22 protein-coding genes are annotated in these 21382 nt (G+C 67.2%); 9 read left to right on the forward strand and 13 right to left on the reverse strand.

Annotated elements, in window-relative coordinates:
- The first annotated feature begins 91 nt into the window (after positions 1-91).
- The gene (locus tag DMP03_RS07260) at positions 92-841 is read left to right on the forward strand and encodes a DUF1405 domain-containing protein (protein WP_152120022.1); all 750 of its coding nucleotides are present in this window, start codon (positions 92-94) and stop codon (positions 839-841) included.
- Positions 842-860: 19 nt separating this feature from the next.
- Here DMP03_RS07260 and DMP03_RS07265 read toward each other — a convergent pair whose 3' ends face one another.
- Positions 861-3458, reverse strand: coding sequence for a valine--tRNA ligase (locus DMP03_RS07265; protein WP_152120023.1), 2598 nt, complete (start codon positions 3456-3458; stop codon positions 861-863).
- 229 nt (positions 3459-3687) lie between these two features.
- On the opposite strand from DMP03_RS07265, the gene DMP03_RS07270 reads away from it, so the two are divergent.
- Both DMP03_RS07270 and DMP03_RS07275 read left to right on the forward strand, forming a co-directional pair.
- Positions 3688-4089: a GNAT family N-acetyltransferase gene (locus DMP03_RS07270; protein ID WP_152120024.1), complete on the forward strand. Its 402-nt coding sequence runs from the start codon at positions 3688-3690 to the stop codon at positions 4087-4089.
- Positions 4090-4125: 36 nt separating this feature from the next.
- Positions 4126-4461, forward strand: coding sequence for a DUF7113 family protein (locus tag DMP03_RS07275; RefSeq protein ID WP_152120025.1), 336 nt, complete (start codon positions 4126-4128; stop codon positions 4459-4461).
- On the opposite strand, the gene DMP03_RS07280 is transcribed toward DMP03_RS07275, so the two are convergent.
- The gene (locus DMP03_RS07280; RefSeq protein WP_152120026.1) at positions 4462-5718 is read right to left on the reverse strand and encodes a DNA double-strand break repair nuclease NurA; all 1257 of its coding nucleotides are present in this window, start codon (positions 5716-5718) and stop codon (positions 4462-4464) included.
- 376 nt (positions 5719-6094) lie between these two features.
- On the opposite strand from DMP03_RS07280, the gene DMP03_RS07285 reads away from it, so the two are divergent.
- The 3 genes from DMP03_RS07285 to DMP03_RS07295 are packed head-to-tail and all read left to right on the forward strand — an operon-like array spanning position 6095 to position 8856.
- Positions 6095-6832, forward strand: a complete 738-nt coding sequence (locus tag DMP03_RS07285; protein ID WP_152120027.1) for a hypothetical protein — start codon at positions 6095-6097, stop codon at positions 6830-6832.
- A 36-nt stretch (positions 6833-6868) separates the two neighbouring features.
- The gene (gpmI, locus tag DMP03_RS07290; protein ID WP_152120028.1) at positions 6869-8383 is read left to right on the forward strand and encodes a 2,3-bisphosphoglycerate-independent phosphoglycerate mutase; all 1515 of its coding nucleotides are present in this window, start codon (positions 6869-6871) and stop codon (positions 8381-8383) included.
- Positions 8380-8856, forward strand: coding sequence for a GNAT family N-acetyltransferase (locus DMP03_RS07295; RefSeq protein WP_152120029.1), 477 nt, complete (start codon positions 8380-8382; stop codon positions 8854-8856). Before gpmI ends, DMP03_RS07295 begins: the two co-directional genes overlap by 4 nt.
- Here DMP03_RS07295 and nadC read toward each other — a convergent pair.
- The 4 genes from nadC to DMP03_RS07315 form a co-directional block, all read right to left on the reverse strand.
- A complete protein-coding gene (nadC, locus tag DMP03_RS07300; protein WP_152120104.1) occupies positions 8853-9659 on the reverse strand; it encodes a carboxylating nicotinate-nucleotide diphosphorylase in 807 nt (268 codons plus the stop codon). The two genes, DMP03_RS07295 and nadC, sit on opposite strands and share 4 nt — an antisense overlap.
- A complete protein-coding gene (locus DMP03_RS07305; protein WP_152120030.1) occupies positions 9652-11151 on the reverse strand; it encodes an L-aspartate oxidase in 1500 nt (499 codons plus the stop codon). Before DMP03_RS07305 ends, nadC begins: the two co-directional genes overlap by 8 nt.
- The gene (gene nadA / locus DMP03_RS07310) at positions 11148-12272 is read right to left on the reverse strand and encodes a quinolinate synthase NadA (RefSeq protein WP_172967100.1); all 1125 of its coding nucleotides are present in this window, start codon (positions 12270-12272) and stop codon (positions 11148-11150) included. The genes DMP03_RS07305 and nadA overlap by 4 nt, the downstream gene beginning before the upstream one ends.
- 149 nt (positions 12273-12421) lie before the next feature.
- Positions 12422-13948, reverse strand: a complete 1527-nt coding sequence (locus DMP03_RS07315) for an amidohydrolase (RefSeq protein WP_152120031.1) — start codon at positions 13946-13948, stop codon at positions 12422-12424.
- A gap of 85 nt (positions 13949-14033) precedes the next feature.
- On the opposite strand from DMP03_RS07315, the gene hmgA reads away from it, so the two are divergent.
- Positions 14034-15275: a hydroxymethylglutaryl-CoA reductase (NADPH) gene (gene hmgA / locus DMP03_RS07320; RefSeq protein ID WP_152120032.1), complete on the forward strand. Its 1242-nt coding sequence runs from the start codon at positions 14034-14036 to the stop codon at positions 15273-15275.
- Positions 15276-15364: 89 nt separating this feature from the next.
- Here hmgA and DMP03_RS07325 read toward each other — a convergent pair whose 3' ends face one another.
- The 4 genes from DMP03_RS07325 to DMP03_RS07340 form a co-directional block, all read right to left on the reverse strand.
- Positions 15365-15769 (reverse strand): PIN domain-containing protein, encoded by a 405-nt coding sequence (locus tag DMP03_RS07325; RefSeq protein ID WP_152120033.1) that lies wholly within the window; start codon positions 15767-15769, stop codon positions 15365-15367.
- Positions 15766-15984: a hypothetical protein gene (locus DMP03_RS07330; RefSeq protein WP_152120034.1), complete on the reverse strand. Its 219-nt coding sequence runs from the start codon at positions 15982-15984 to the stop codon at positions 15766-15768. Before DMP03_RS07330 ends, DMP03_RS07325 begins: the two co-directional genes overlap by 4 nt.
- 136 nt (positions 15985-16120) lie before the next feature.
- A complete protein-coding gene (locus DMP03_RS07335; protein WP_225870715.1) occupies positions 16121-16564 on the reverse strand; it encodes a hypothetical protein in 444 nt (147 codons plus the stop codon).
- On the reverse strand, positions 16561-17067 hold the full coding sequence (locus DMP03_RS07340; protein WP_152120107.1) for a DUF5817 domain-containing protein: 507 nt from the start codon (positions 17065-17067) through the stop codon (positions 16561-16563). The genes DMP03_RS07335 and DMP03_RS07340 overlap by 4 nt, the downstream gene beginning before the upstream one ends.
- A gap of 75 nt (positions 17068-17142) precedes the next feature.
- Between DMP03_RS07340 and DMP03_RS07345 the strand changes: the two genes are divergently transcribed.
- Both DMP03_RS07345 and DMP03_RS07350 read left to right on the forward strand, forming a co-directional pair.
- Positions 17143-18012, forward strand: a complete 870-nt coding sequence (locus tag DMP03_RS07345; RefSeq protein ID WP_152120035.1) for an aminotransferase class IV — start codon at positions 17143-17145, stop codon at positions 18010-18012.
- A 51-nt stretch (positions 18013-18063) separates the two neighbouring features.
- Positions 18064-18786 carry a hypothetical protein gene (locus DMP03_RS07350; protein ID WP_152120036.1) on the forward strand — a complete coding sequence of 241 codons (723 nt, stop codon included), beginning with the start codon at positions 18064-18066 and terminating at the stop codon, positions 18784-18786.
- Here DMP03_RS07350 and DMP03_RS07355 read toward each other — a convergent pair whose 3' ends face one another.
- The 3 genes from DMP03_RS07355 to hpt form a co-directional block, all read right to left on the reverse strand.
- Positions 18787-19245 carry a hypothetical protein gene (locus DMP03_RS07355; protein ID WP_152120037.1) on the reverse strand — a complete coding sequence of 153 codons (459 nt, stop codon included), beginning with the start codon at positions 19243-19245 and terminating at the stop codon, positions 18787-18789. It abuts the gene before it with no gap.
- A gap of 40 nt (positions 19246-19285) precedes the next feature.
- Positions 19286-20683, reverse strand: coding sequence for a uracil-xanthine permease family protein (locus DMP03_RS07360; RefSeq protein WP_152120038.1), 1398 nt, complete (start codon positions 20681-20683; stop codon positions 19286-19288).
- 113 nt (positions 20684-20796) lie between these two features.
- Positions 20797-21345 carry a hypoxanthine/guanine phosphoribosyltransferase gene (gene hpt / locus DMP03_RS07365; protein WP_152120039.1) on the reverse strand — a complete coding sequence of 183 codons (549 nt, stop codon included), beginning with the start codon at positions 21343-21345 and terminating at the stop codon, positions 20797-20799.
- Positions 21346-21382: the final 37 nt, after the last annotated feature.

The raw sequence follows: 21382 nt of genomic DNA on the forward strand, positions 1-21382 counted from the left end.
GTAGGGGTCTCACTCACTTAATCCGTGCCCTTCCACCGACGACAGGTGCGTTTTCGCCGTGCTTTTCTCCCGGTCGCTCGACCCACCGCGTATGACCGGCTCGCTCGGCGACCGACTGAACGCCCTCGCGGCCCGCACGCCGGGCGGCGACATCGACCCGCCCGAGCGCGACCTCCCGTGGTATCTCGCCCCCTTGCCCGACTGGCTCGCCGCCTTCGGTCTCCGCCTCGCGTGGCCCATCGCCATCGTCAATCTGCTCGGCGTCGTCGCCGGCTTTTATTATTACATCCCGCAGTTCCAGCGCACCGTTCTCGCGGCGTGGCCCGTCGTCCCCGACTCGCCCGTCGCCACCCTCTTTATCGCCCTCTCGCTCATCGCGTGGCGACTCGAGTACGACGTACCGTGGCTCCACGCGCTGGCTTTCTTCGGCTGTCTCAAGCTCGGCGCGTGGGCTCCGTTCGTCCAGCTCGTCATCGAAGGGCAGGGTTCGACCCCGCTGTGGCTGTATCAGTTCCTCATCTGGAGCCACGCCGGCATGGTCGTACAGGGGTTTCTGATTCCCCAGTACGCTGACTTTCCGATTTGGGCCGTCGCCGTCGCGTTCGCGTGGTACGGGTTCAACGACATCGTCGACTACTTCGTTCCAATCGTCGGCGAGCCTCACCACACCGTATTGAACGCCGAGTACGTCGGCGGTGAGATTGTCCACGACGTTGCCGCACACGACCTGGCTGCTGGCTTCGCCGTTCTGTTGACGATGCTCGCGATCTTCCTGTCGCTGTCTGTTCGGGTGTGGCTCGTTCGTTCTGGCTCTGTCTCTGAGTCAAGACAAGTCGAATAAAAAGACAGATTCAGAATCGCTATCGGACAATCACGACAGCGTTCTCCGTCTCGATGAACTCACCCTCGCCGGCGAAGGTTCGCTCTTCTTCGACCTCGAACAGCTTCGAGTCCAGCACTTCATCCGCGACGTGCAGCTGGCCGTTCGAGACGGCGTACTCGCCGGTCTCGATGGCCGAATCAATCGCACCGACCTTGCTCCCGAACTCGGGGCCGACCTTCGAGTAGTCGAGGTCGATGCCCGCGACTTCCGTCGAGATGGCCGGTGCCTCGTCGAGTCGCTCCAGCGTCTCGACGTGCATGACCCCCGAGATAGCGTCCTCGAATCCCTCGATGTCGCCGTAGACGGCAACGTCACCGAGGGTGGCGTTGAGCGCGAGCCCGTTGTCGGTCTTGTAGCCGCGCAGCGCCGAGATGACTTCGAGCGCCGTCTCGCCGGCCGCGCGGTTCGACTCGTACCCTTCGGGTTCGGGCCACGCGAGCGTGTGGACGGAGTCGTCGCCGTACAGCGTGGTGTGCAGTTCCTCGGTGACGTGCGGGACGAACGGCGCGAACAGCTTCAGGAAACGCCGGTGGGCGACACGCAGGGTGTACGGCGTCGAGTCGGCCTCGGACTGTTTCGCGATTTCGAGATAATCGTCACAGAACGTGTGCCAGAAGAACGCGCGCAGTTCATCGCGCGCCTTCGCGTACTCGTGGGCCTCGAAGTACGCCGTGACGGTCTCGATCACGTCGTCCAGCGAGGCGAGCAGCCACTCGTCCATCGCGGCGAACTCGTCGGGTTCGGCGGGCTCGGTGTCGGCGAGCGAGTCGACGAGCTTCGAGGCGTTCCACAGCTTCTGGAGCAGCTTCTCGCCCTGTCGCATCGAGTTCTCGTTGAACGGGAAGTCCTCGCCGACGGAGGTCGAGGCGGCCCAGTAGCGGATGGCGTCGATTGGGTACTCGTCCATGACCTCGCGGGGGTCGATGCCGTTCCCCTTCGATTTGGACATCTTCCGGCGGTCGCGGTCGAGGACGTGGCCGTTGATGAGCACCGACTCGAACGGCACCTCGCCCGTGTGCTCGTAACACTTGACGACCGTGTGGAACAGCCAGAAGCTGATGATGTCGTGGCCCTGCGGGCGGAGGTCGAACTGGTAGAGTTCGGGGTTCTCGAACGTGAACCCGTCCTCCTCGCTCCAGTCCCAGCCGGCGTTGATGAGGGGGGTCAGGCTGCTCGTCGCCCACGTGTCGAACACGTCTTCCTCGGGTTCGAAGGAGTCGTGGCCACAGTCGGGACACTCGACGACGGGTGGCTCATCCGACAGTGGGTCGACGGGGAGGTCGGCCTTCTCCGGGAAGATCGTCTCGTCACACGACTCGCAGTACCAGACCGGAATCGGAATTCCGGAGTCGCGCTGGCGAGAGATACACCAGTCCCACTCCAGCCCCTCGACCCAGTGTTTGTACCGGGTGAACATCTTCTCGGGGTACCAGTCCATCTCGCGGCCGGCTTCCAGATACTCGTCCGTCTTATCGAGCATCTCGACGTACCACTGGTCCGTGACGCGGTACTCGATGTCCGTCTCACACCGCTCGTGGACCTGCACGTCGTGGACGATGGCCTCGCGGGAGACGAGATGGCCGGCGGAGTCGAGGTCCTCGACGATGGTCTCGCGGGCCTCGTGGGTGGACATGCCGGCGTAGTCGCCGGCCTCCTCGGTCATCGTCCCCGACTCGTCGATGGCGACCCGGAGGTCGAGGTCGTGGGCCTGATACCACTCGATGTCGTTCTGGTCGCCGAAGGTACAACACATCACGACGCCGGTGCCCTTCTCCATGTCGACGCGCTCGTCTTCCAGAATCTGGACCTCGTGGCCGAACAGCGGGACGCGCGCGGTCGCCCCCGGCAGGTCGTCGGTGCGGTCGTCGTCCGGGTGAACGAACATGGCGACACACGCCGGAATCAGCTCCGGACGCGTCGTCGCAATCGTCACCTCGTCGCGTGGACCGTCGACAATCTCGAAGGTGATATCGTTGAAGTGGGCGTCGCGTTCCGCGTCCTCGGTCTCGACCTGTGAGATCGCCGTCTCGCAGTCGGGACACCAGATTGCCGGCCCGCGCTGCTTGTACTCGCGACCCTGCTCGTACAAGTCGAGGAACGAGAGCTGTGAGAGCCGCTGGACGCGCGGCTCGATGGTCTTGTACGTGTTCGACCAGTCGATGGAGATGCCCAACTCCTGAATCTCCTCGGTGAAGCTGGCCTCGTACTCCTGACAGACTTCGCGACACAGCTCCTGGAACTCCCGCCGCTCGTAGTCCTGGTGGCGGATGTCGAGTTCGCGCTCGGTGAGCCGCTCGCTCGCGATGCCGTTGTCGTCGTAGCCGAACGGGAAGAACGCGTCACCGTCGGCCATCCGGTGGTAGCGGGCGGCGAAGTCCTGTGCGATGTGGCTGTACAGGTGGCCCATGTGGAGGCTGCCCGACACCGTCGGCGGCGGCGTGTCGATGCTGTATGCGGTGTTGGGGTCAGTGTTCGATTCGTCGTACTCGTAGGTGCCGTCGTTGACCCAGTGGCCGCGCCACTTGGACTCGACGGCCTCGGGGTCGTAGCTCCCCTCGATATCGTCCGTGCTCATGTGTCGTGATACTGTGTGGTGTGTTTAGACTGTTCGGAAACGGTGCGCGCGCGGAGAGAGAATAGTGGTGGCCCTACGCGGGGCCTACGAACACAGTCGGCCGAACAATACGCATACCTACACGTCGCCCGGCGACGGTTTAGGCGTTCTGGCAACGTGCGGGAGAAAGCCACGTCAACAAATACCACGCGAGCCAGATCATCAAGCCGGCCACGTCCAACACGCCGGTATGCACCTCGTCGACGCGATCGAAGACCACCTCGACGCGCTCGACGACGTTCCCGACGACGGCTTTCGCGCCCTCCTCGATGATGATGCCGTCTCCAACTACCTCATCGCCCACGACGGGGAGACGATAGGGCCCCTCACCCTGCGTGAGGGTGAACACCCCTCGCGCGAACAGACCCGGTATCTCCGCATCGAGAACCTCGCCATCGACGAGGAACACCGCGGTCAGGGCCACGGCACGGCGACCGTCGAGCGCGTGCGCGACATCGCCCGCGAGCGAGACTGCGACCAACTGAAGGTGAGTTGTGAGTGGCACAACGACGGCGCACGACGGTTCTACCGTCGGGTCGGCCTGCGACCGAAGCAGGTACAGTTCGCCCAGCCGGTAGGCGGGGACGACTGACGGCGACCATTTACGTCTCCCACCCCTACGTCGGGTATGCTACAGATTCGCGGCGTTGCGGGCGGAACGGGGGTGACGGGCACGCTGTATGAACCCAGCGAGGAGCCGCCCTCCTACCGGGGTGCGCCGGACCCCGACGCGCCGTACGTCTGGGTGTGTGACTCCTTTTATCAGGTTGCCACCGGCGGACAGGCACAGACCATCGCCGGCGAGGAGATCCGCGTCGCCTTCGAGTCCCCAACGCCGCGCGGCTTCGAGGAGCGCGACCGCGCGATCACCGCCGCAACGGAGCATCTCCGCACGCAGTTCGCTCGCCTCGGCGTCCCCGAGGAGGAGGTCTCGGTTGAGGTGCTCGAACCGACCGAAGCCTGATTACTCGACGAACGGCCCCCAGCGGTCGTCGTTGTAGTCGGCGTCGATTTCCGAATCGAACGCCTGTTCTAACGCTCGCCGGAGCGCCGCCGTTTCGCGTGCGCTAATCTTCGCCAGCGAATCGGCCTTCCCGACGACGGCCGGCGGTCCCTGCTCGCTCGCGACGCCTTTCAGAATCTGGCGGATGAGCCGGTCGCGGCGGTCGGCGTCGTCGGTGAAGTAGCGGGGCGCTTCCACCCGGTAGACGGTGTCCGTCCGCGGATCGTACACCATCGTGAACGTCACCTCGTACGCCTCGTTGTCGTAGGCGTGTTCGACGCCGGGTACGTCCGGGGAGACGAGCGCGCGGTCCGTGCTCCCGCGGGAGATGAACCAGTTCGTGTAGGTGAGTTCCTCCGTCTCGCGCACCCACTCGCCGTCGTCCATCTCCCCCTGTTCGAGCAGCTGTGAGAAGAAGGCGGCGTCGTTGAGCCACGGGGAGTTTCCCTCTTTCTCGCGGATGGCGCGGGTGATGAGCCGGCTCGCCGGGTTCTTCACGAAGCCGAGCATCGGGATGTCGCGCTCGATGAACCGCTCTACGAGGTCGATGTACAGCTGGAGCACCTCGCGCGGGCGCTCGTCGCTCGCGAGCAGCTCCGCGAGTTCGGGGTCGCGCTGGAGCCACGTCAACAGCCCCTTCGGGTAGATTGGCCCGTCCATCACGAGCAGGTCGGTGACGGTATCGGCGTTCTCGGTGGCGTGGGTCGCCTCGGCCATGTACAAGGCGAGTTCGTGGACGACGGCGGTTTTGGCGTGGTCCGTCGTCGGGACGTGGAGGAGCCGCTGGCGGACGTAGCCGCCGTCGTCCACCTGCCAGTCGCCGCCGACGTTCCCCACCGTCACGTCGTTGGAGTGGACGGCGACGACGTTGGTGCGGCCACGATGCAGTTCGAGGTCCGAGGGGACGCGGCTCATCGCTGCGTGGGCCACGTCCGCGACTAACCCGTTTTTGAACGTAGTCGGATTGATAGTGCCGGAGTCGAGTCCGTGGCGCGGATGGTACTCGTCGGCCTCGAGCGCGATGTCAGTGGCGTCGACGCGGTAGCGCCGCTGCTCGCCGAGCGGCTCGACCACCTCACGGCCGTCCGAGACGAGCGGGTCGAGCCACTCCGCCCAGACCGTCTCGCCGAACTCGCGGTGTTGTGACTCGTCGACGCTGCGGGAGACGCCACTCGCCAACCGCGAGATGGCCTTGAAGTGGACGGGGTCGAGCGTCATTCTTTGTCGAAGTCGGGTCGCCGCCGGTAAAAAGTGACTCGGCGCACCGGTCGTGGGTAGATTTTTGACGCACGGGTGACACGCCCGTCCGACGGCAGACGAGCCAGCCGAAACGGGGTCCAGTACCGGCGACGAGAGTACAGACACCACTATCGGTCGCGAGGACGAGCCTGCATCGCCCGCAACCGACGGGCGCGACTCGCCGCCGACGAACCGGCGCGTCGTCGAGGCGGTCGGACTCTACGCCGCCACCGGTCTCGGCTTCATCCTGACGTTCTTCTTCCTCAATCAGTTCGTCGGGAGTGGAACGACGAACGCGGTCGCTGGCCAACTGTTCGGCGGGGCGGGAGCACTCATCGGGTTCGCACTCGCCGTCGTGTTGTCGCCGCTCGTCGCCGTCCTCGTCGGGCGGGGTATCGCTCTCGACAACGGGTCGCGTTCGGCCGGCGATGCCGCACTCGCGTCGGTCGTCGGCTTCCTCGTGATGGTTTTTGCAGGGCTGGCCGCCGCGAGCGCGCTCGGTGGCACCGTAAGCGACACCGGAACGAGCGTCATCGGTGCCGGACCGCTGGTCGGTTTTACAGTCGGTATCGGGCTGACGGCTGCCGGCGCTGCAGCAGTCACGCGTGCCGACACCACGGCCGTCCCTGTGGCCGACGGTAACGCGCTCCGTGGCGCTGCCGTCACCGGTACTGCGACGTTTCTCGTCTTCGGTCTCGGCTACACCCTCTCCGTCTTCCTCGCGAGCGCACTCGGTCCCGGCGGGCAGGCTCCATCGGCCCAGTCGCTCGGCTTCGGCGGCGGCCTGTTCAACGGCGTGGCCGTCGCGCTCGTGTTCGCGCTCCTGTTGTCGCCGATCGTGGCGGTACTCGTCGGGCGCATCGTCGGCGACCGCGCGGTCGAACCGACGGGCGGTGCGGCTGCGGGTGGACTCGCCTCTGCCGTCGGCATCGTCGGACTGTTGGTCGTCGTCCTCGTCGCGCTCGTCGTCTTCTCGCCCGCCGCCGACACCGGCGGCGGCGTCGGGAGTGCGCTTCCGCTCGGCTCGCTGGTCGGCTTCGTCGTCGGCGTCGGACTGACGGGTGCCGGCAGCGGCTACGTCGCGGCCCGATAACGAACCCTACTTACGCCCGCCCGCGAATCCTCGCGCATGCACGCGGCACTCGTTATCCTTGACGGCTGGGGGCTAAACGACGACCCCGACGCGCGCGATGCCGTCCGCGCGGCCGACACGCCGACCGTGGACTGGCTCACCGAGCGGGGTGTTGCCGGCCGGCTCGAGACCCACGGCCGTCGGGTCGGACTCCCCGACGGGCAGATGGGAAACAGCGAGGTCGGACACCTCAACATCGGTGCGGGCCGGGTCGTCCTCCAGGACTCGACGCGTATCAGCGAGGAGAGCGACGCCGGCCTGCTCGGCGAGAACGACGCCATCGCCGACGCCTTCGCTCACGCCCGCACGAACGACGCACAGGTCCACTTCATGGGACTCGTCTCCGACGGCGGCGTCCACTCGTATCAACACCACCTCCACGCGCTCGTCGCGGCCGCGGCCGACGCCGGCGTCGATGCAGTCTCCCACGCCTTCACCGACGGACGCGATACCGGCCCGAAATCGGGGGCCGGCTTCCTCGCCGAACTCGAATCGGCCGTCGAGGAACACGACACCGGTGACGTGGCGACCGTCACCGGTCGCTACTACGCGATGGACCGCGACGAGAACTGGGAGCGAACGGCGCGGGCGTTCGACGCCATCGTGAACCGAGCGGCTCCACACAGCGCCGACGCTGCCGTCGACGCCGCCGAGGCGAGCTACGACCGCGGCGACACCGACGAGTTCGTCGAGCCGACGCTCGTCGACGGCGGCGACGCCCTCGACCCAGAAGATGTGGTCGTCTTCTTCAACTTCCGGGCCGACCGCGCCCGCCAGCTGACGCGGATGCTCGCGAACCTCCGGCCCACGTGGGACGTGGACGTGGCCCCCCCGGAGCCGTACCTCGTCACGATGACCGAGTACGACGCCACCTTCGACGTGCCCGTGGCGTTCCCGCCGAATCAGCCTGAACAGACCCTCGGGGAGACGCTCGCCGACGCCGGATTCACCCAGCTCCGGATGGCCGAGTCGGAGAAGTCTCCCCACGTCACCTACTTCCTGAACGGGGGGCGAGAGGTCGAGTTCGCGGGCGAGTCGCGCCACATCGTCCCCTCGCCAGACGTGGCGACGTACGACCACCAGCCCGAGATGTCGGCCCCGGAACTCACCGACGCCGCCGTCGACCACATCGAGAGCGAGGTTCCGGACGTGTTGCTACTCAACTACGCGAACGCAGACATGGTCGGGCACACGGGGGATTTCGACGCCGCGGTCGCGGCGGTCGAAGCTGTCGACGCCAATCTCGCTCAGCTCGCGTCGGCCGTCCACGACGCCGGCGGCCACCTGTTCGTCACCGCGGACCACGGCAACGCAGACGACATGGGTACCGAAGAGTCGCCCCACACCGCCCACACGACGAATCCAGTCCCCTTCGTCTCCGTCCCCGCATCCGGCACATCCGACGCGACGGTCCGAGAGGGGGGTGCACTCTGTGATATCGCACCGACCCTGCTGGATGTCATTGGCGTCTCGGTCCCCGAGGCGATGACCGGCGAGGTGTTACTGGAGTGAGCGCCCGAATCGAGATTCGCCCCGCGACGACCGACGACGTGACCGCCCTCGTCCCGCTGTACCGGACCGCGTACCAGACGACGGCCGACCTCGGCTACCCGACCGGGATGACCGACGTGGATCCAGAGTACGTCCGGTCGTGGTTCGATCCCGAGGAGCCGTCCGCGGAGTTCGTCGCCGAGCGCGACGGCGACATCGTGGGAGCAGTTCGCGTCCTCGAAAGCGAGGACCACCCGTTCGCCGAACGGCTCGCCGTCGCGCCCGACGCGCAGGACCGCGGTATCGGCACCCGCCTGTTCGAGCGCGTGGAGGCGTACGCCCGCGAGCAGGGGTACGACCGGCTTCAGTTGGGAACCTACACCGGCCACCCGTTCCTCGTCGACTTCTACGAGGCGCGCGGCTACGAGCGGTACACCGTCTGGGAGAACGACGACGCTGACCACGACTATGTCGGCTACGAGAAGCCGCTTTAGCCTGTCCGGAACGAGAGGTCCAGCTGGTCGGCCGAGTGGGTGAGCGCCCCCATCGAAATCACGTCGACGCCAGTCTCCGCGTAGGCCGGCACGTCCTCGTGGGTGATACCGCCCGAAGCCTCGACCTGCGCCGCTCCGTCGAGTAAGTCGACGGCGTTTGCCGTCTCTGCCGGACTCATGTTGTCGAGCAGGACGATATCGGCTCCGGCGTCTGCGGCGCGGGTCGCGTCGGCCGGCGTCTCGACCTCACACTCCACCTTCGTCGCGAAGGAGACGCGGTCGACACACCTGGAGACGGCCTCCGCCATCCCGAGTTCTGCGACGTGGTTCTCCTTGACGAGCACCATGTGCGAGAGGGTGAGCCGGTGGGTGTCACCGCCGCCGGCGGCGACGGCGCGCTTCTCGATTCCCCGGAGTCCGGGCGTCGTCTTCCGGGTCGCGGCAACGGCAACCTCTTCGCGCACCTCTCTCGCGGCGTCGACGGCCCGCCGGGTCGTCGTCGCGATCCCGGAGGCGTGGCCGACGAGGTTCGCCGCCACGCGCTCGCCGCGGAGGAGGTCACTCGCTGTCCCCGCGACCGCGAGCAGCTCGTCGCCGGCCGAGACGCGCGTCCCGTCCTCCACGCGCTCGGTCACCGACACGTCGAGATACTCGAAGACGGCCGCCGCCGCGTCGAGTCCGGCCGCGACTCCGTCTTGTTTGGCGACGAGTCGACCCGTCGTCTCGCCGGGCACATCGTTGGTCACGTCGTGGTGGCCGATATCCTCTCGGAGCCACGCCTCGATTTGGGACTGCTCAATCAGCATACTGCACCTCTGTGTCCGCGAGGTAATGACACCCGCGGGACTCGTCGTTCTCGCTCGCCGCGCGCACGACGAGCAGCGCGGTCACAGTCGCGTTCCGGAGTTCGTACAGGTCTCGGCTCGTCCGCGTCCGAGTGTAGGCGTCGACCTCGCCTTTCAGCCGGCGAATGCTCGTCGCGGCCCGCCGGAGTCCGTCGCTCGTGCGCTCGATGCCGACGTGTTCGGTCATCGTGCGCCGGAGGCGGTCGCCCTTCTCGGTCGCGAACCGGGCCGGCAGGTCGGGGTCGCCGTCCCGGGGCTCGCTCACCTCGACGCGTTCAGGGGTCGTTCCGACCGCCTCGCGGCCGGCGCGGCGACCGACCACCAATCCTTCGAGCAGGGAGGTCGAGGCCAGCCGGTTCGCGCCGTGGACGCCCGTGCGGGCACACTCACCGGCAGCGAACAGCCGGTCGAGCGAGGTCTGCCCGTCCATGTCGGTCGCCAGCCCGCCACAACAGAAGTGTTCGGCGGGCGCGACGGGAATGCCGTCTGCGGGGTCGACGCCCCGGTCGCGACACCGATTCGCGAGCCCGGGGAACGACGACTCGAACGCCACCTCGGACACGTCGAGTCGGACCTCACCCGTCTCCGCGCGCTCCGTCGCGACAGCGCGAGCCACCACGTCACGCGGAGCCAGCGAGCCGTCGGGGTGCACGTCGGGCATGAACCGCTCGCCGTCGCCGTTCCGGAGGACGCCCCCCTCGCCGCGGACCGCCTCGCTCAGGAGGAAGGTGCCGGTCTCGCCACCGTCGTCCGCGAACGCGGTCGGGTGGAACTGGACGTACTCCATGTCGGCCACGTCGGCACCGGCGAGTGCGCCCATCGCGATGCCGTCGCCGGTCGCCGCGTCGGGGTTCGTCGTCCGGTCGTAGGCCCCGCCGATGCCCCCGGTCGCGAGCACCGTTCCGCCGGCGAAGTGCGCGGAGACGCTGCCGTCGTGTTCGAGTAACGCCCCGTGGACCCGACCCTCGTGGGTCACCAACTCGAGTGCGGCCGTGTCCTCGCGCACGGTCACGTCCGTCTCGTCGTGGAGGTGTGCGAGGAATCGGGGGAGAATCGCCGCGCCGGTCGCCGCGTCGACGTGGAGGACGCGCGATTCGCTGTGAGCGGCCTCCCGGCCGTAGTCGAATCCGTCCCCGTCAGCATCAAACGACACCCCGAGGGTGTCGACGAGCACGTCCTCAACCGCGGGCCGCGCCTCCGCGACGAGCGTCTCGACGGCCGCCGGGTCACAGGCTCCCGCGCCGGCCGCGATGATGTCCTCGCGGAACGCGTCCGGGTCCGAGCGCGTGACCGCCACGCCGCCCTGTGCCCAGTAGCTGTTCGTCTCCTCCGGTCGGGTGGCCTTCGTTGCGAGCACCACGTCGCCGCCAGCGCGGTCGGCCGCGAGCGCCGCCGCACAGCCCGAAATTCCGCCACCGACCACGAGCGTCTCTGATTCACCCGTTTTCATAGCTCTAACATCCGGTCGAGGGCGACCTCGGCCAGTTCGGCCTCGCGCGCGGCCACCTCGATGCGGTTTCGCTCGGTCCCGTCGACCAGCTCCTCCAACAGCCACGTGAGGTAGTTCGAGTCGATCTGTCGCATCGCGTTACAGTCCATACAGGCGTCACCGCACAACGGCACGACCTCGACGTCCTCGTGCCAGCGGTCGAGGTGGTTCGCGAGGTGGATTTCGGTACCGATGGCCCACCGGTCGCCGGGGTCGGCGTCCGCGACCGTCTCGCAGATGGTGGCAGTCGAGCCGACCACGTCGGCGGCGGCCGCGACCTCGCGGCGACACTCGGGGTGGACGACCACGTTCACGTCCTCGTAGCGCTCGCGCACCTCGGTGACGTGGTGTTCGCGGAATCGCTCGTGGACCTGACAGTAGCCGTCCCACAGAATCACGTCGGCGTCGGCCGCCTGCGCGGCGTCTGCACCCCCTTCGGCCCACGGGTCCCACTCGGCGACGGCGTCGGCCATCCCCAGCTCGTGGGCGGTGTTCTCGCCGAGATGCTTGTCGGGCAGGAACAACACCGTGTCCCCGCGCTCGAAGGCCCACTCGAAGGCGTCGGCCGCGTTCGAGGACGTACACACCAGCCCACCCTGCTCGGCACAAAACGCCTTCAGGTCGGCGTAGCTGTTCATGTACGTGACCGGGACGACGTCGGCGTCGGGTGCGGCGGCGGTGAGTTGGTCCCACGCCGCATCCACTTGGAGGGCCTCGGCCATCCCCGCCATCGGACAGGACGCCTCCATCGACGGGAGGAGGACGGACTGGTCGGCGTCGGTGATGATGTCCGCCGACTCGGCCATGAACGTCACGCCACAGAAGATGACGTGGCTCGCGTCGGACTCCGCGGCGCGTTTCGAGAGTTCGTAGGAGTCGCCCACGAAGTCGGCGTGCTCGACGATTTCCCGCCGCTGGTAGTTGTGGCCGAGGATGAGCACGTCGTCGCCCAGCCGTTCGGTCGCCGCCTCGATTCGCTCCGTCCGTTCAGCCTCCGTTAGCTCCCGGTAGGCCGGCGGTAGCTGCTCTAGGTTGTCGTACTTGAACAGACTCAGGTCGGTCTCGAAGTCTGCGGTCTCCATTCGCGCCATCTGTGTGTACTCTCTCATTTGTACCACTCTGTGAAAAGATTTCGTCTTCAATATGGATTAGTGGGTGATAAAGTAGCCACTCTCTGCTCTGTGAGTGGCTGTCGCTCTCCAACCGAAAAAAACGGCAAAGTATCGTCGCGTTACGCCTCGTAGACGGTGTCGCCGTCCACGAGCGTCCGGGCCACGCCGATGTCGGCCACCGCGTCTCCAGCGACTTCCCACGGCGACTCGTCGAGCACGACGATATCGGCCCGCTTTCCAACGTCGAGGGTGCCCAACTCCGCCTCGCGGCCGGCGGCGTAGGCCCCCCCGTAGGTGTACGCGCGCAGCGCCTCGGTGACGGTGAGCCGCTGGCTCGGCTCGGGTGCGGTGACGGCCTGCTCGATACCGAACAGTGGGTCGAGCGGCATGCAGTCCGACCCGAACGCGAGCGGAACGCCGGCATCGAGAAGCTCGCGGAACGGCATCACCTCGCGTCGGCGGTCGCCGAGTCGTGATTCGTACAACCCACCGTCGCGCGCCCACTTCAGGAAGTTCGGCTGGACGGAGGCGACGGCGCCCGTCTCGGCGAACCGCGCGACGAGGTCCTCGGTCAGGAGTTCGGCGTGTTCGATGTGGTGGCGGTGTTCGCTGGCGTCGTGAGCAGCGAGCGCGTCCAGCGATTCGGCGACGGCGGCGTCACCGATGGCGTGGGCCGTGAACTGGAGGTCGGCCTCAGCCGCGGCCGCGACCATCTCGTCCAGTTCCTCGGGGTCGACGACCCACTGCCCGTCCGTCTCCTCGTCGTCGCTGTACGGCTCGCGGAGCTTGGCCGTGCGCCCGCCGAAGCTCCCGTCGGTGAACGTCTTGATTGCGCCCGTCTGGACCATCTCGCTCCCGTGGCCCGAGCGCAACCCCGCCTCCACGACGGCGTCCGTGTGGTTCTCCCAGTAGTTGAGCCGGACCCGGAGCGTGAGTTCATCGCGCGCGTCGAAATCGCGGAAGACGCGGGGCTTGTAGCTCCGGCGACACATGTCGTGGACACCGGTGACGCCGAGTGCGTTCGCGCGCTCCTGTGCGGCCCGGAGCAGGTCCTCGGTCTCTTCGACGCCGGGGTCGAACGCCGAAAAGAGCGCGCCGACCGCCTCCTCGACGAGCACGCCCGTCGGCTCGCCGCCCTCGGTCTGTACGTCCTCGTCCGGCATCTCGTCACGATACGCGGCGAGCGCGGCGTCGTTGACGGAGGCCGTGTGCATATCCTCGCGGAAGGCGACGACCGGCCGGTCGTCGGCCACGGGATTCAGGTCGGCGGTCGTGAGATACCGGCTCTCGTCCCACGTCGACTCGTCGTAACCGTAGCCGAGCACCGGGCCGTCCGTCTCACTCGCGCGCTCGCGGAGCCGGTCGACGGCTTCCCCGGGCGAGGACACGTCTCGGAGGTCGGCGTGGACGAGGTGGCGACCGACCATCTCCAGGTGGGTGTGGGCGTCGACGAAGCCGGGGAGGACCACGCCGCCCTCGCAGTCGATGACCGCCGTCTGTGCGCCTTCGAGGAACTCGATTTCGTAGCTGTCGGCGAGCCGGACGACGCGGCCGTCGCGAATCGCGACCGCACCGTACGTCTCGTCGGGGTCGCCGAGCGTGTGCACCTCGGCGTCGGTGAGGATGGTGTCGGCTGGCGCTGTCATACTCGTCGGTCGGCGGGCGCGTCGGTAAGCGTTCGGGGATAGACCGGATGCAAAACGGTTTGACCCGTCGCTTCGACCCACCCGTATGACCGAGACACCTGACCCCGAGACCCTCGCCCAGCGCGTGCAGGACGGCGAGCTTCGCCTGCACGAACTCGACGACGAGGTCGACGCCGTCACCGCCGCCGCGGCCCGCCGCCGGCTCCTCGCCGACGAGACGGAAGCCGACCTGACGACTGTCGCCGACTACGCCTTCGACGCCGAGCAGGCGACCGAGACCGCTGTGGAAAACCTCATCGGCGGCGCACAGGTCCCGATGGGGATGGTCGGTCCCATCCAGATCAACGACGGCGACGACGACGGCGCGGTGTCGGGCGAGAAATACCTCCCGCTCGCGACGACCGAGGGGGCGCTGCTTGCCTCCGTCAACCGCGGCTGTGCGGCGATGCGAAACGACGGCGGCGCGACGGCGCGCGTCCTCCAGAACGCGATGACGCGCGCGCCGGTGTTCCGTGTCGCCGACGTGGGCGAGGCCGCCGAGGTCGCCGCGTGGGTGCGCGAGAACTTCGACGTGCTGGCCGAGACGGCCGAATCGACCACGAGCCACGGCGAGCTCACGAGCGCGACCCCGCACGTCGTCGGCGACAGCGTCTTCGTCCGGTTCGCCTACGACACGAAGGACGCGATGGGGATGAACATGGCCACCATCGCGACCCAGGAGGCCGCAGACCACATCGAGACCGAGACGCCCGCGGAACTCGTCGCGCTCTCGGGAAACCTCTGTTCCGACAAGAAACCAGCTGCCGTCAACGCCGTCAACGGGCGTGGACGCACCGTCAGCGCCGACGTGACCCTCTCGCGGGAGACCGTCGCTGACGTGTTGAAGACGACACCCGACGCTATCGCCGAGGCGAACACGCGCAAGAATCTCGTCGGGTCGGCGAAGGCCGGCTCGCTCGGCTTCAACGCCCACGCCGCAAACACCATCGCCGCCGCGTTCCTCGCCACCGGACAGGACATCGCGCAGGTGGTCGAGGGGAGCAACGCCATCACGACCGTCGACGTGCGCGACGGCGGCGACACGCTGTACGCCTCGCTGTCTATCGCCTCCCTCGAGGTCGGGACCGTCGGCGGCGGGACGAAGCTTCCGACGCAGGCCGAATCCCTCGACGTGGTCGGGGTGCGCGGCGGCGGCGACCCCGCTGGCTCCAACGCTGACGCGCTCGCGGAAGTGATTACGACCGCCGCACTCGGTGGTGAACTCTCTCTCCTCGGCGCGCTCGCCTCCTCACATCTCGCCAGCGCCCACGAGGAACTGGGTCGGTAACTCCCTGATTGGGTTTGACAGTATACCGCCACGCAACTGCTTGGCCTCTTTATCCTGTTGGCGTACCTGACCAATCCAATCGCTCTCGGTCAGTAAGTCACGACTTCGAGCCCCTCCACGTCGCGAAAATCGCTATCGTTGGAGATGACTGGCTCACCGAGAAGAAGACCGTGAGCCGCAACGACTGAATCTGCGCCGTCGAGCTGTGAGCGTGTGTCCGAGTTCATTTGCGTCCCGTTCAGCTCTCCCGCACGCTTGGCGACCTCCGGGGTCATCTCGAGCGACGAGTGCGACCGGAGCAGTCGCTCGTAGAGCCGACGGAGCGCGGTAGCATCCGACTCGAAGGCGATGTTTCCAAGCCCGGTGTACGCTTCCCAGACGACCGCCGTCGGCACACGAACCGGGACGGCGGTGTCGCTGAGTTCCGCCGCCTTCTCTCGTGCGGCGGCGTTCTGGTCGGCTAACGCACCGAGATACTGCGTGTCGACAATCACGGTTCCTCCCCCGGTGGCGTGGCGTCAACCGCGCCGTCCGTGGCTTCTTCGACGCTGAAATCAAGGTCGAGTTCGGCGGCGTCATCCGCGAACTGCGACAACGAGTAGCCGTCAAGCAGCCGCTTGAGCGTCTCGTTGAGCGTCTCGCCGTCTCGCCGCTCCGATTTGATGTAGGCGTGGAGGTCCTCATCCACCCGGAGATGTTTGGTTCCCATACAGAATCGTTAACGACGTTAACAGATGAATCTGTTCCCGGTCGTGCCTCTTGCGTAGACCGTGACGACACGTCGGTGTACACTGATTTTCGCCCCCTATGCCGTCGCGTGCAATCGAGGAGCTACGACCCCGTGACTACTCCAGCTTCCGCGACTCCGCCGCCAGAAAGAGCACGCCGCCGATGATAACCGCAAGCCCCGCCCACAGCAGGAGGAGACTCCCGAAGCCCGCGGCGAAAAAGAGCCCGCCGAAGCCGACCGCGCCGATGGCGTGGGCGACGCCGCGAAGCCAGTACCCCCGTCGAAGATACGCCGGCGCGCCGACCGCGAAGCCGAGCGAGAGCACACCGGACGAGAGCACGAACGTCGGGATGCGCGTCCCGAACACCCCGATGACCCGCACCGACGGCTGGATGAGCAGGAGCACGCCGGCGACGCCGACGATCGTCCCGACCACGATAGAGACGGGGTCCAGTTCCGAGAGAGCCGGCCAGCCGACCGACTCGCCGTCGCTGCCGGGGTCGTCCCACTCGGGGTCAGGCTCCCAGCCGTCGTTCGAATCGCTCCTCGAATCGCTCACAGGCTGCGGTACTCACCCCCTGACTCCGTCACCTCGCCGGCACGCTCCAGCTTCTCGAGGGCCCGCTCGACGTAGTCGCGACTCGCGCCGTGTTCGGCCGCGAACTCGGCAACCGCGTCCGTCGTCGGCCGGTCCAACTCGTCGAGTGCGGTCTCGACGGCCTCGCGCTTGGAGAGCGAGCGACCGGACTCGACGGTGCCGGCCTCGGCGACGGCCGCGCTGTCGACGCCGACCGCGTCGAGGTAGTCGGCGTCGTCTATCCCGGCGTCGGCGGCCTCCTCACCCATCGACGCGAAGTCATCGAGGTCGGAATCGTCACCGGCCTGTCGCTGTTTCATCACCGAGCGGACGTTCTTCGCCGATTCGGCCGTATCGGTCTCGGCGAACTTCTTGAGCTTCGAGAACTGCCGGCGGGTGCCACACCGGCGACACCGCGTGGTGTCGGGTCGCCCCTCCACGACCCACAGCTCATCGCAGTTCGAACAGCCGACGACCGAGAACATACACGGACTGAGGGTGGCGTCACCTTCACTCGCTCGGTCCGACAGACCGAGGTAGCTCCCGGTCGTGACGCGGACATGGAGTATCACGTCGACGGCGACCTCGTCGCTCGCGAGGACGCCACTGTCAGCGTCGAGGACCGAGGGTTCCGCTACGGCGACGCTGCCTTCGAGACCTGCCGCGCGTACGGCGGCGAGGTGTTCGCGTGGAGTGACCACCGCGACCGACTGGCTGCCACCTGCGAGACGCTCGGCATGGCCGAGGCCGTTCCCGCCGACCTGACTGAGCGCGTGGCGGAGACGCTCGCGGCGAACGACCTCGCTGACGCCTACGTCCGGGTGTCGGTGACTCGCGGCGTCCAGTCGGGGAAGCTCACGCCCAAGCCGGCGACCGACCCGACCGTCGTGGTCGTCGTCAAACCGCTCCCGCGGGGCGGACTGGCGGGTGAACGCGTCTGGGACGACCCGGCGACGGTCCAGACGGTGACGACCCGCCGCGTTCCGTCGAACGCGGTTCCGGCCGACGCGAAGACCCACAACTACCTGAACGGAATCATGGCGCGGCTCGAACTCAGACGCGCCACGACCGAGGACCACCAGCCCGACGAGGCGCTCGTGCGCGACCAGGCCGGTCGCGTGCAGGAGGGGACGACGAGCAACCTCTTTTTCGTGAGCGACGGCGTGTTGAAGACACCCGAACGTGGGGAACTGCTCCCCGGTATCACCCGCGAGCACGTCCTCGATATCGCCCGCGGCGAGTCGTTTCCGGTCGAGACCGGCGAGTACGACCTCGATGACGTGCGCGAGGCCGACGAGGCCTTCCTGACGAACTCGACGTGGGAACTGCGGCCAGTCGAGTCGGTCGACGGCATCGCCATCGGCACCGGGCCGATTACGACGCTGTGTCAGCGACTCTACGACGAGCGGGTCGACGTGCGCTGTTACTGAACGCGTTGCCGCTACCCGAACGACTCTCGGGCGTGGTCCCGTCATTTGGGTATGTCCGACCGCGACCACGCTGCCCGCGCGATTCGACTGCTGGGTACGGAACGGTGGCCCGATATCGTGGACGGCTACACCCTCGGAGCGTACGGGACGATGGCCGGCTACGAGGGGTTCGAGCGCACCCTAACCGACGACCGAACGAGCGCCGGCGACGGACTCCGGTATCTCCTGCTCGCTGGGGCCGCGGCCCGCATCGCCGGCGACGACACCACCGCCCACAACCGCGCGCTCCAGGCCCGACTCGTCGCGACGGATTACCGACGCGACGCCGACCCGCTCGCCGCGGCCGCCTGCGAAGAGTGGATTGGCCACTGCCAGGTAATCGCCGGCAACGACGCGAAGGCGAGTGCGGCGTACGACCGCGCGGGAAACGCCTACGCCGAGGCAGGTGTCGTTGACCCTGCCGGCGCGACGACGGAGCCACTCCTGCAGGCCGGGACCGACCTGCTCACCCAACTGTCGCGCCCCGACGACGACGCGTGGGACGATATCCACGGTGACGGCTCCGACGCGCTCGCCCGTCGGGTTCGGTTCGCCCGCGCTCGCCTGCCGGGGTATCTCGACGCCCGCGAACAGGAGGGGCACCTCCATGCGCCTCGCGGGTCGACGGAGTACGGCAACGACAGCTACGAGTGTCCCGACTGTGGCGCGAACGACATCAACCACGTCGTGGACGCGGTGTTGTGTCTGCGGTGTGATGCGGTCATCGAGTCGTAATCACGTCTCGGAACACTCCGCTAACGCCGACAGCGTTCCCGCAGCTCGGAGGTCCTCGATACTGCAGTACCACGCGCCCCGAACCCCGTTCCGGTCGTTCTCGACGGGCGAGTTGAGCGGGACAAGCTCACCCAACTGGAAGACGACGACCACGCGCTCGTCGGAAAACGGGTCGATGAGCGTCTCCCAGTCTTCGTCGGTCACCGGCCCGGACTCGCCGCGGGTCTGTTCGACGCGTGCCTCGACGGGTGCGTAGTGGGTAATCTCGGAGACGGGTGCGGTCCGGTAGAAGGCCATGTACTCGAACTCGCGGCGGGTGCGGTCGTACGAGCGCGGAGAGGGGTAGATACCGTCCCGACACCGCCCGAACGTCGCCTGTCGGGTCGCGACGACACAACAGCGCGCGTCCGGGTCGGCGTCGTCCTCGGGCGCGTCGTCGGCGAACTGGTCTAAGTCCATGCCCGGGATACGCGCCGACGCCACAAAACCGCCCGCAGGGTCAGTCGTCGCTCCCGACCGGCTCTTCGAGCGGCGGCTCGGTCTCCGGCTCGCCGCCGAACAGCGGACTCTGTGTCCCGGGTGCGAACGTGTTCAAGAGCAGCGCCGACAGCCCCGTCATGATGACGGCCTGACTGAAGAACGTACTCGCCCACTGCGGGAGCTGTGCGAAGGCCGCACTCGGAGCCGTCGCGACGCCCAACCCGAGCCCGAGCGAGACGCCCATGACGGTCATGTTCCGGCGGTTCATCTCACAGTGGATGGTGATGAGCCGCGCCCCGCTCGCGGCCACCATCCCGGCCATCAGCAGGACTGCACCGCCGAAGACGGCGCTCGGAATCGTCGTCACGACCGCACCGACCTTCGGCGAGAGACCCAAGACGGCAAGCAGGATGCCGGTGACGGTGACGACGTACCGGCTCAACACGCCCGTGAAGTTCACGATGCCGACGTTCTGTGAGAAGGAGGTGATGGGGTAGGCACCGAACGCCGCGCCGACCGACGAGAACAGCCCGTCGGTGAACAGTCCGCCGCGGAACTCCTCGTTGGTCGGGTTGCGTCCCTCGGCGCTCGTCACGCCGGACATGTCACCGACCGTCTCCATCGCGGAGACGAGAAACAGGAACGCGAAGGTCGCAATCGGGACGGGGCGAAACTCGGGGACACCGAACCGACCCGGCTGTGGAAGTGCGAGCCACGCGGCCTGGCCGACGGCGTCGAAGCTCACTAGTTCCAGCCCGGAGCCGAGGGTGAGTGCGATGGCGGCGACGTAGCCGACGACGATGGCCGCGAGCGTACTCAGGATGCGCGCCAGCCCGTCGGTCGCGAGGTTGAGGACGACCGCGACCACGAGCACGAGTGCGGCGAGCCCGAGGTTGTAGAGCGTCCCGAACTGCGGGCCGTCGACGGGTGCGCCGCCGGCCGCGTACTCGAAGCCAATTGGAACGAGATACAGCCCGATGATGAGCACGACCAGCCCGGTGACAAGCGGCGGGAAGTACGCCTCGATGCGCTTGAACTGCCAGCCGATGAGCCACTCGACGAGGACGCCGGTGACGAGGATGGAGCCGAACACCGTCGCCAGCCCGTAGTTGTTGCCGATGGCAATGGCCGCGCCGACGAAGGTGAAACTCGACCCCATCACGACGGGGAGTCGCGCCCCAACAACGCCGGCCCCGTACGACTGGACGACCGTCGCGATACCGGAAAAGAGCAACACCATCTGCACCGTGTAGGTGAGGTCGCTCGCGGAGAGTCCGACCGCGCCCCCGACGACGTACGCGACGGCCGTCGCGGGCACAATCATCACCGCGAGATGCTGGAGACCGAGCAACACCGCCTTCAGCGGCGGCGGCTGCTCGTCGATGCCGTACTCGATGTCCATCTCCGACTCTGACATACCGGTCGGTACACACCTCAGTGTAAAGTTGTTCCGCATCGGCGCACAGAACGCGGTTCGAGACGATGGGAGTATGCACACTAATGCATCACCCTCTCACGAACGTGGGTTACTCAGTCGTGAATCGTGACTTCGCCGTCGGCGACCGTGATGTCGAGGAGCGATTTCACGTCGTACCCCGTCTCGTCGAGCGCGTTGGCACCGACCTTCCGGAGCGCGACGACGATATCGGCGATATCGGCCCCGATGTCGTCGAGTGCGCCACAGATAGCTGCGAGGGTCCCGCCCGTCGAGAGCAGGTCGTCGACTATGAGGACGCTGTCGCCCGGTTCCACGTCGTTGATGAACATCTCCGAAGAGGAGTAGCCGGTCTGTTGGTGGAGCGCGACCTCACCCTCGAGTCCGTATTCGCGTTTGCGAATAACGACGAGCGGCACGTCCGTCTGGAGAGAAAGGGCCGTGGCGATGTGGATGCCCATCGCCTCGGGGGCGACGATCTTGTCCACCTCCAGGTCGGCCCGCCGGACCATCCCGACCACGACCTCACGCAGGAGTGCGGGGTCGAGCACCGGAACCCCGTTCGAGATGGGGTGGACGAGATACTCGTAGCCGTCCTTGTCGATGATGGGCGCGTCGTGCAGTGAGTCGCGGAGTCGCTCCATGTCGTCAGTTCCGACAATCGGGCAAAAAGTGGTTCGT

Source organism: Halosegnis rubeus (assembly GCF_009184545.1).
Classification (GTDB): Archaea; Halobacteriota; Halobacteria; order Halobacteriales; family Haloarculaceae; genus Halosegnis; species Halosegnis rubeus.

Excerpts from the sequence above, each read along its gene's own strand:
- DMP03_RS07260 (WP_152120022.1), top strand. The coding sequence starts at position 92 with ATGACCGGCTCGCTCGGCGACCGACTGAACGCCCTCGCGGCCCGCACG.
- DMP03_RS07265 (WP_152120023.1), bottom strand. The coding sequence starts at position 3,458 with ATGAGCACGGACGATATCGAGGGGAGCTACGACCCCGAGGCCGTCGAG.
- DMP03_RS07270 (WP_152120024.1), top strand. The coding sequence starts at position 3,688 with ATGCACCTCGTCGACGCGATCGAAGACCACCTCGACGCGCTCGACGAC.
- DMP03_RS07275 (WP_152120025.1), top strand. The coding sequence starts at position 4,126 with ATGCTACAGATTCGCGGCGTTGCGGGCGGAACGGGGGTGACGGGCACG.
- DMP03_RS07280 (WP_152120026.1), bottom strand. The coding sequence starts at position 5,718 with ATGACGCTCGACCCCGTCCACTTCAAGGCCATCTCGCGGTTGGCGAGT.
- gpmI (WP_152120028.1), top strand. The coding sequence starts at position 6,869 with ATGCACGCGGCACTCGTTATCCTTGACGGCTGGGGGCTAAACGACGAC.
- DMP03_RS07305 (WP_152120030.1), bottom strand. The coding sequence starts at position 11,151 with ATGAAAACGGGTGAATCAGAGACGCTCGTGGTCGGTGGCGGAATTTCG.
- nadA (WP_172967100.1), bottom strand. The coding sequence starts at position 12,272 with ATGGAGACCGCAGACTTCGAGACCGACCTGAGTCTGTTCAAGTACGAC.
- DMP03_RS07315 (WP_152120031.1), bottom strand. The coding sequence starts at position 13,948 with ATGACAGCGCCAGCCGACACCATCCTCACCGACGCCGAGGTGCACACG.
- hmgA (WP_152120032.1), top strand. The coding sequence starts at position 14,034 with ATGACCGAGACACCTGACCCCGAGACCCTCGCCCAGCGCGTGCAGGAC.
- DMP03_RS07330 (WP_152120034.1), bottom strand. The coding sequence starts at position 15,984 with ATGGGAACCAAACATCTCCGGGTGGATGAGGACCTCCACGCCTACATC.
- DMP03_RS07340 (WP_152120107.1), bottom strand. The coding sequence starts at position 17,067 with ATGTTCTCGGTCGTCGGCTGTTCGAACTGCGATGAGCTGTGGGTCGTG.
- DMP03_RS07345 (WP_152120035.1), top strand. The coding sequence starts at position 17,143 with ATGGAGTATCACGTCGACGGCGACCTCGTCGCTCGCGAGGACGCCACT.
- DMP03_RS07350 (WP_152120036.1), top strand. The coding sequence starts at position 18,064 with ATGTCCGACCGCGACCACGCTGCCCGCGCGATTCGACTGCTGGGTACG.
- DMP03_RS07355 (WP_152120037.1), bottom strand. The coding sequence starts at position 19,245 with ATGGACTTAGACCAGTTCGCCGACGACGCGCCCGAGGACGACGCCGAC.
- DMP03_RS07360 (WP_152120038.1), bottom strand. The coding sequence starts at position 20,683 with ATGTCAGAGTCGGAGATGGACATCGAGTACGGCATCGACGAGCAGCCG.
- hpt (WP_152120039.1), bottom strand. The coding sequence starts at position 21,345 with ATGGAGCGACTCCGCGACTCACTGCACGACGCGCCCATCATCGACAAG.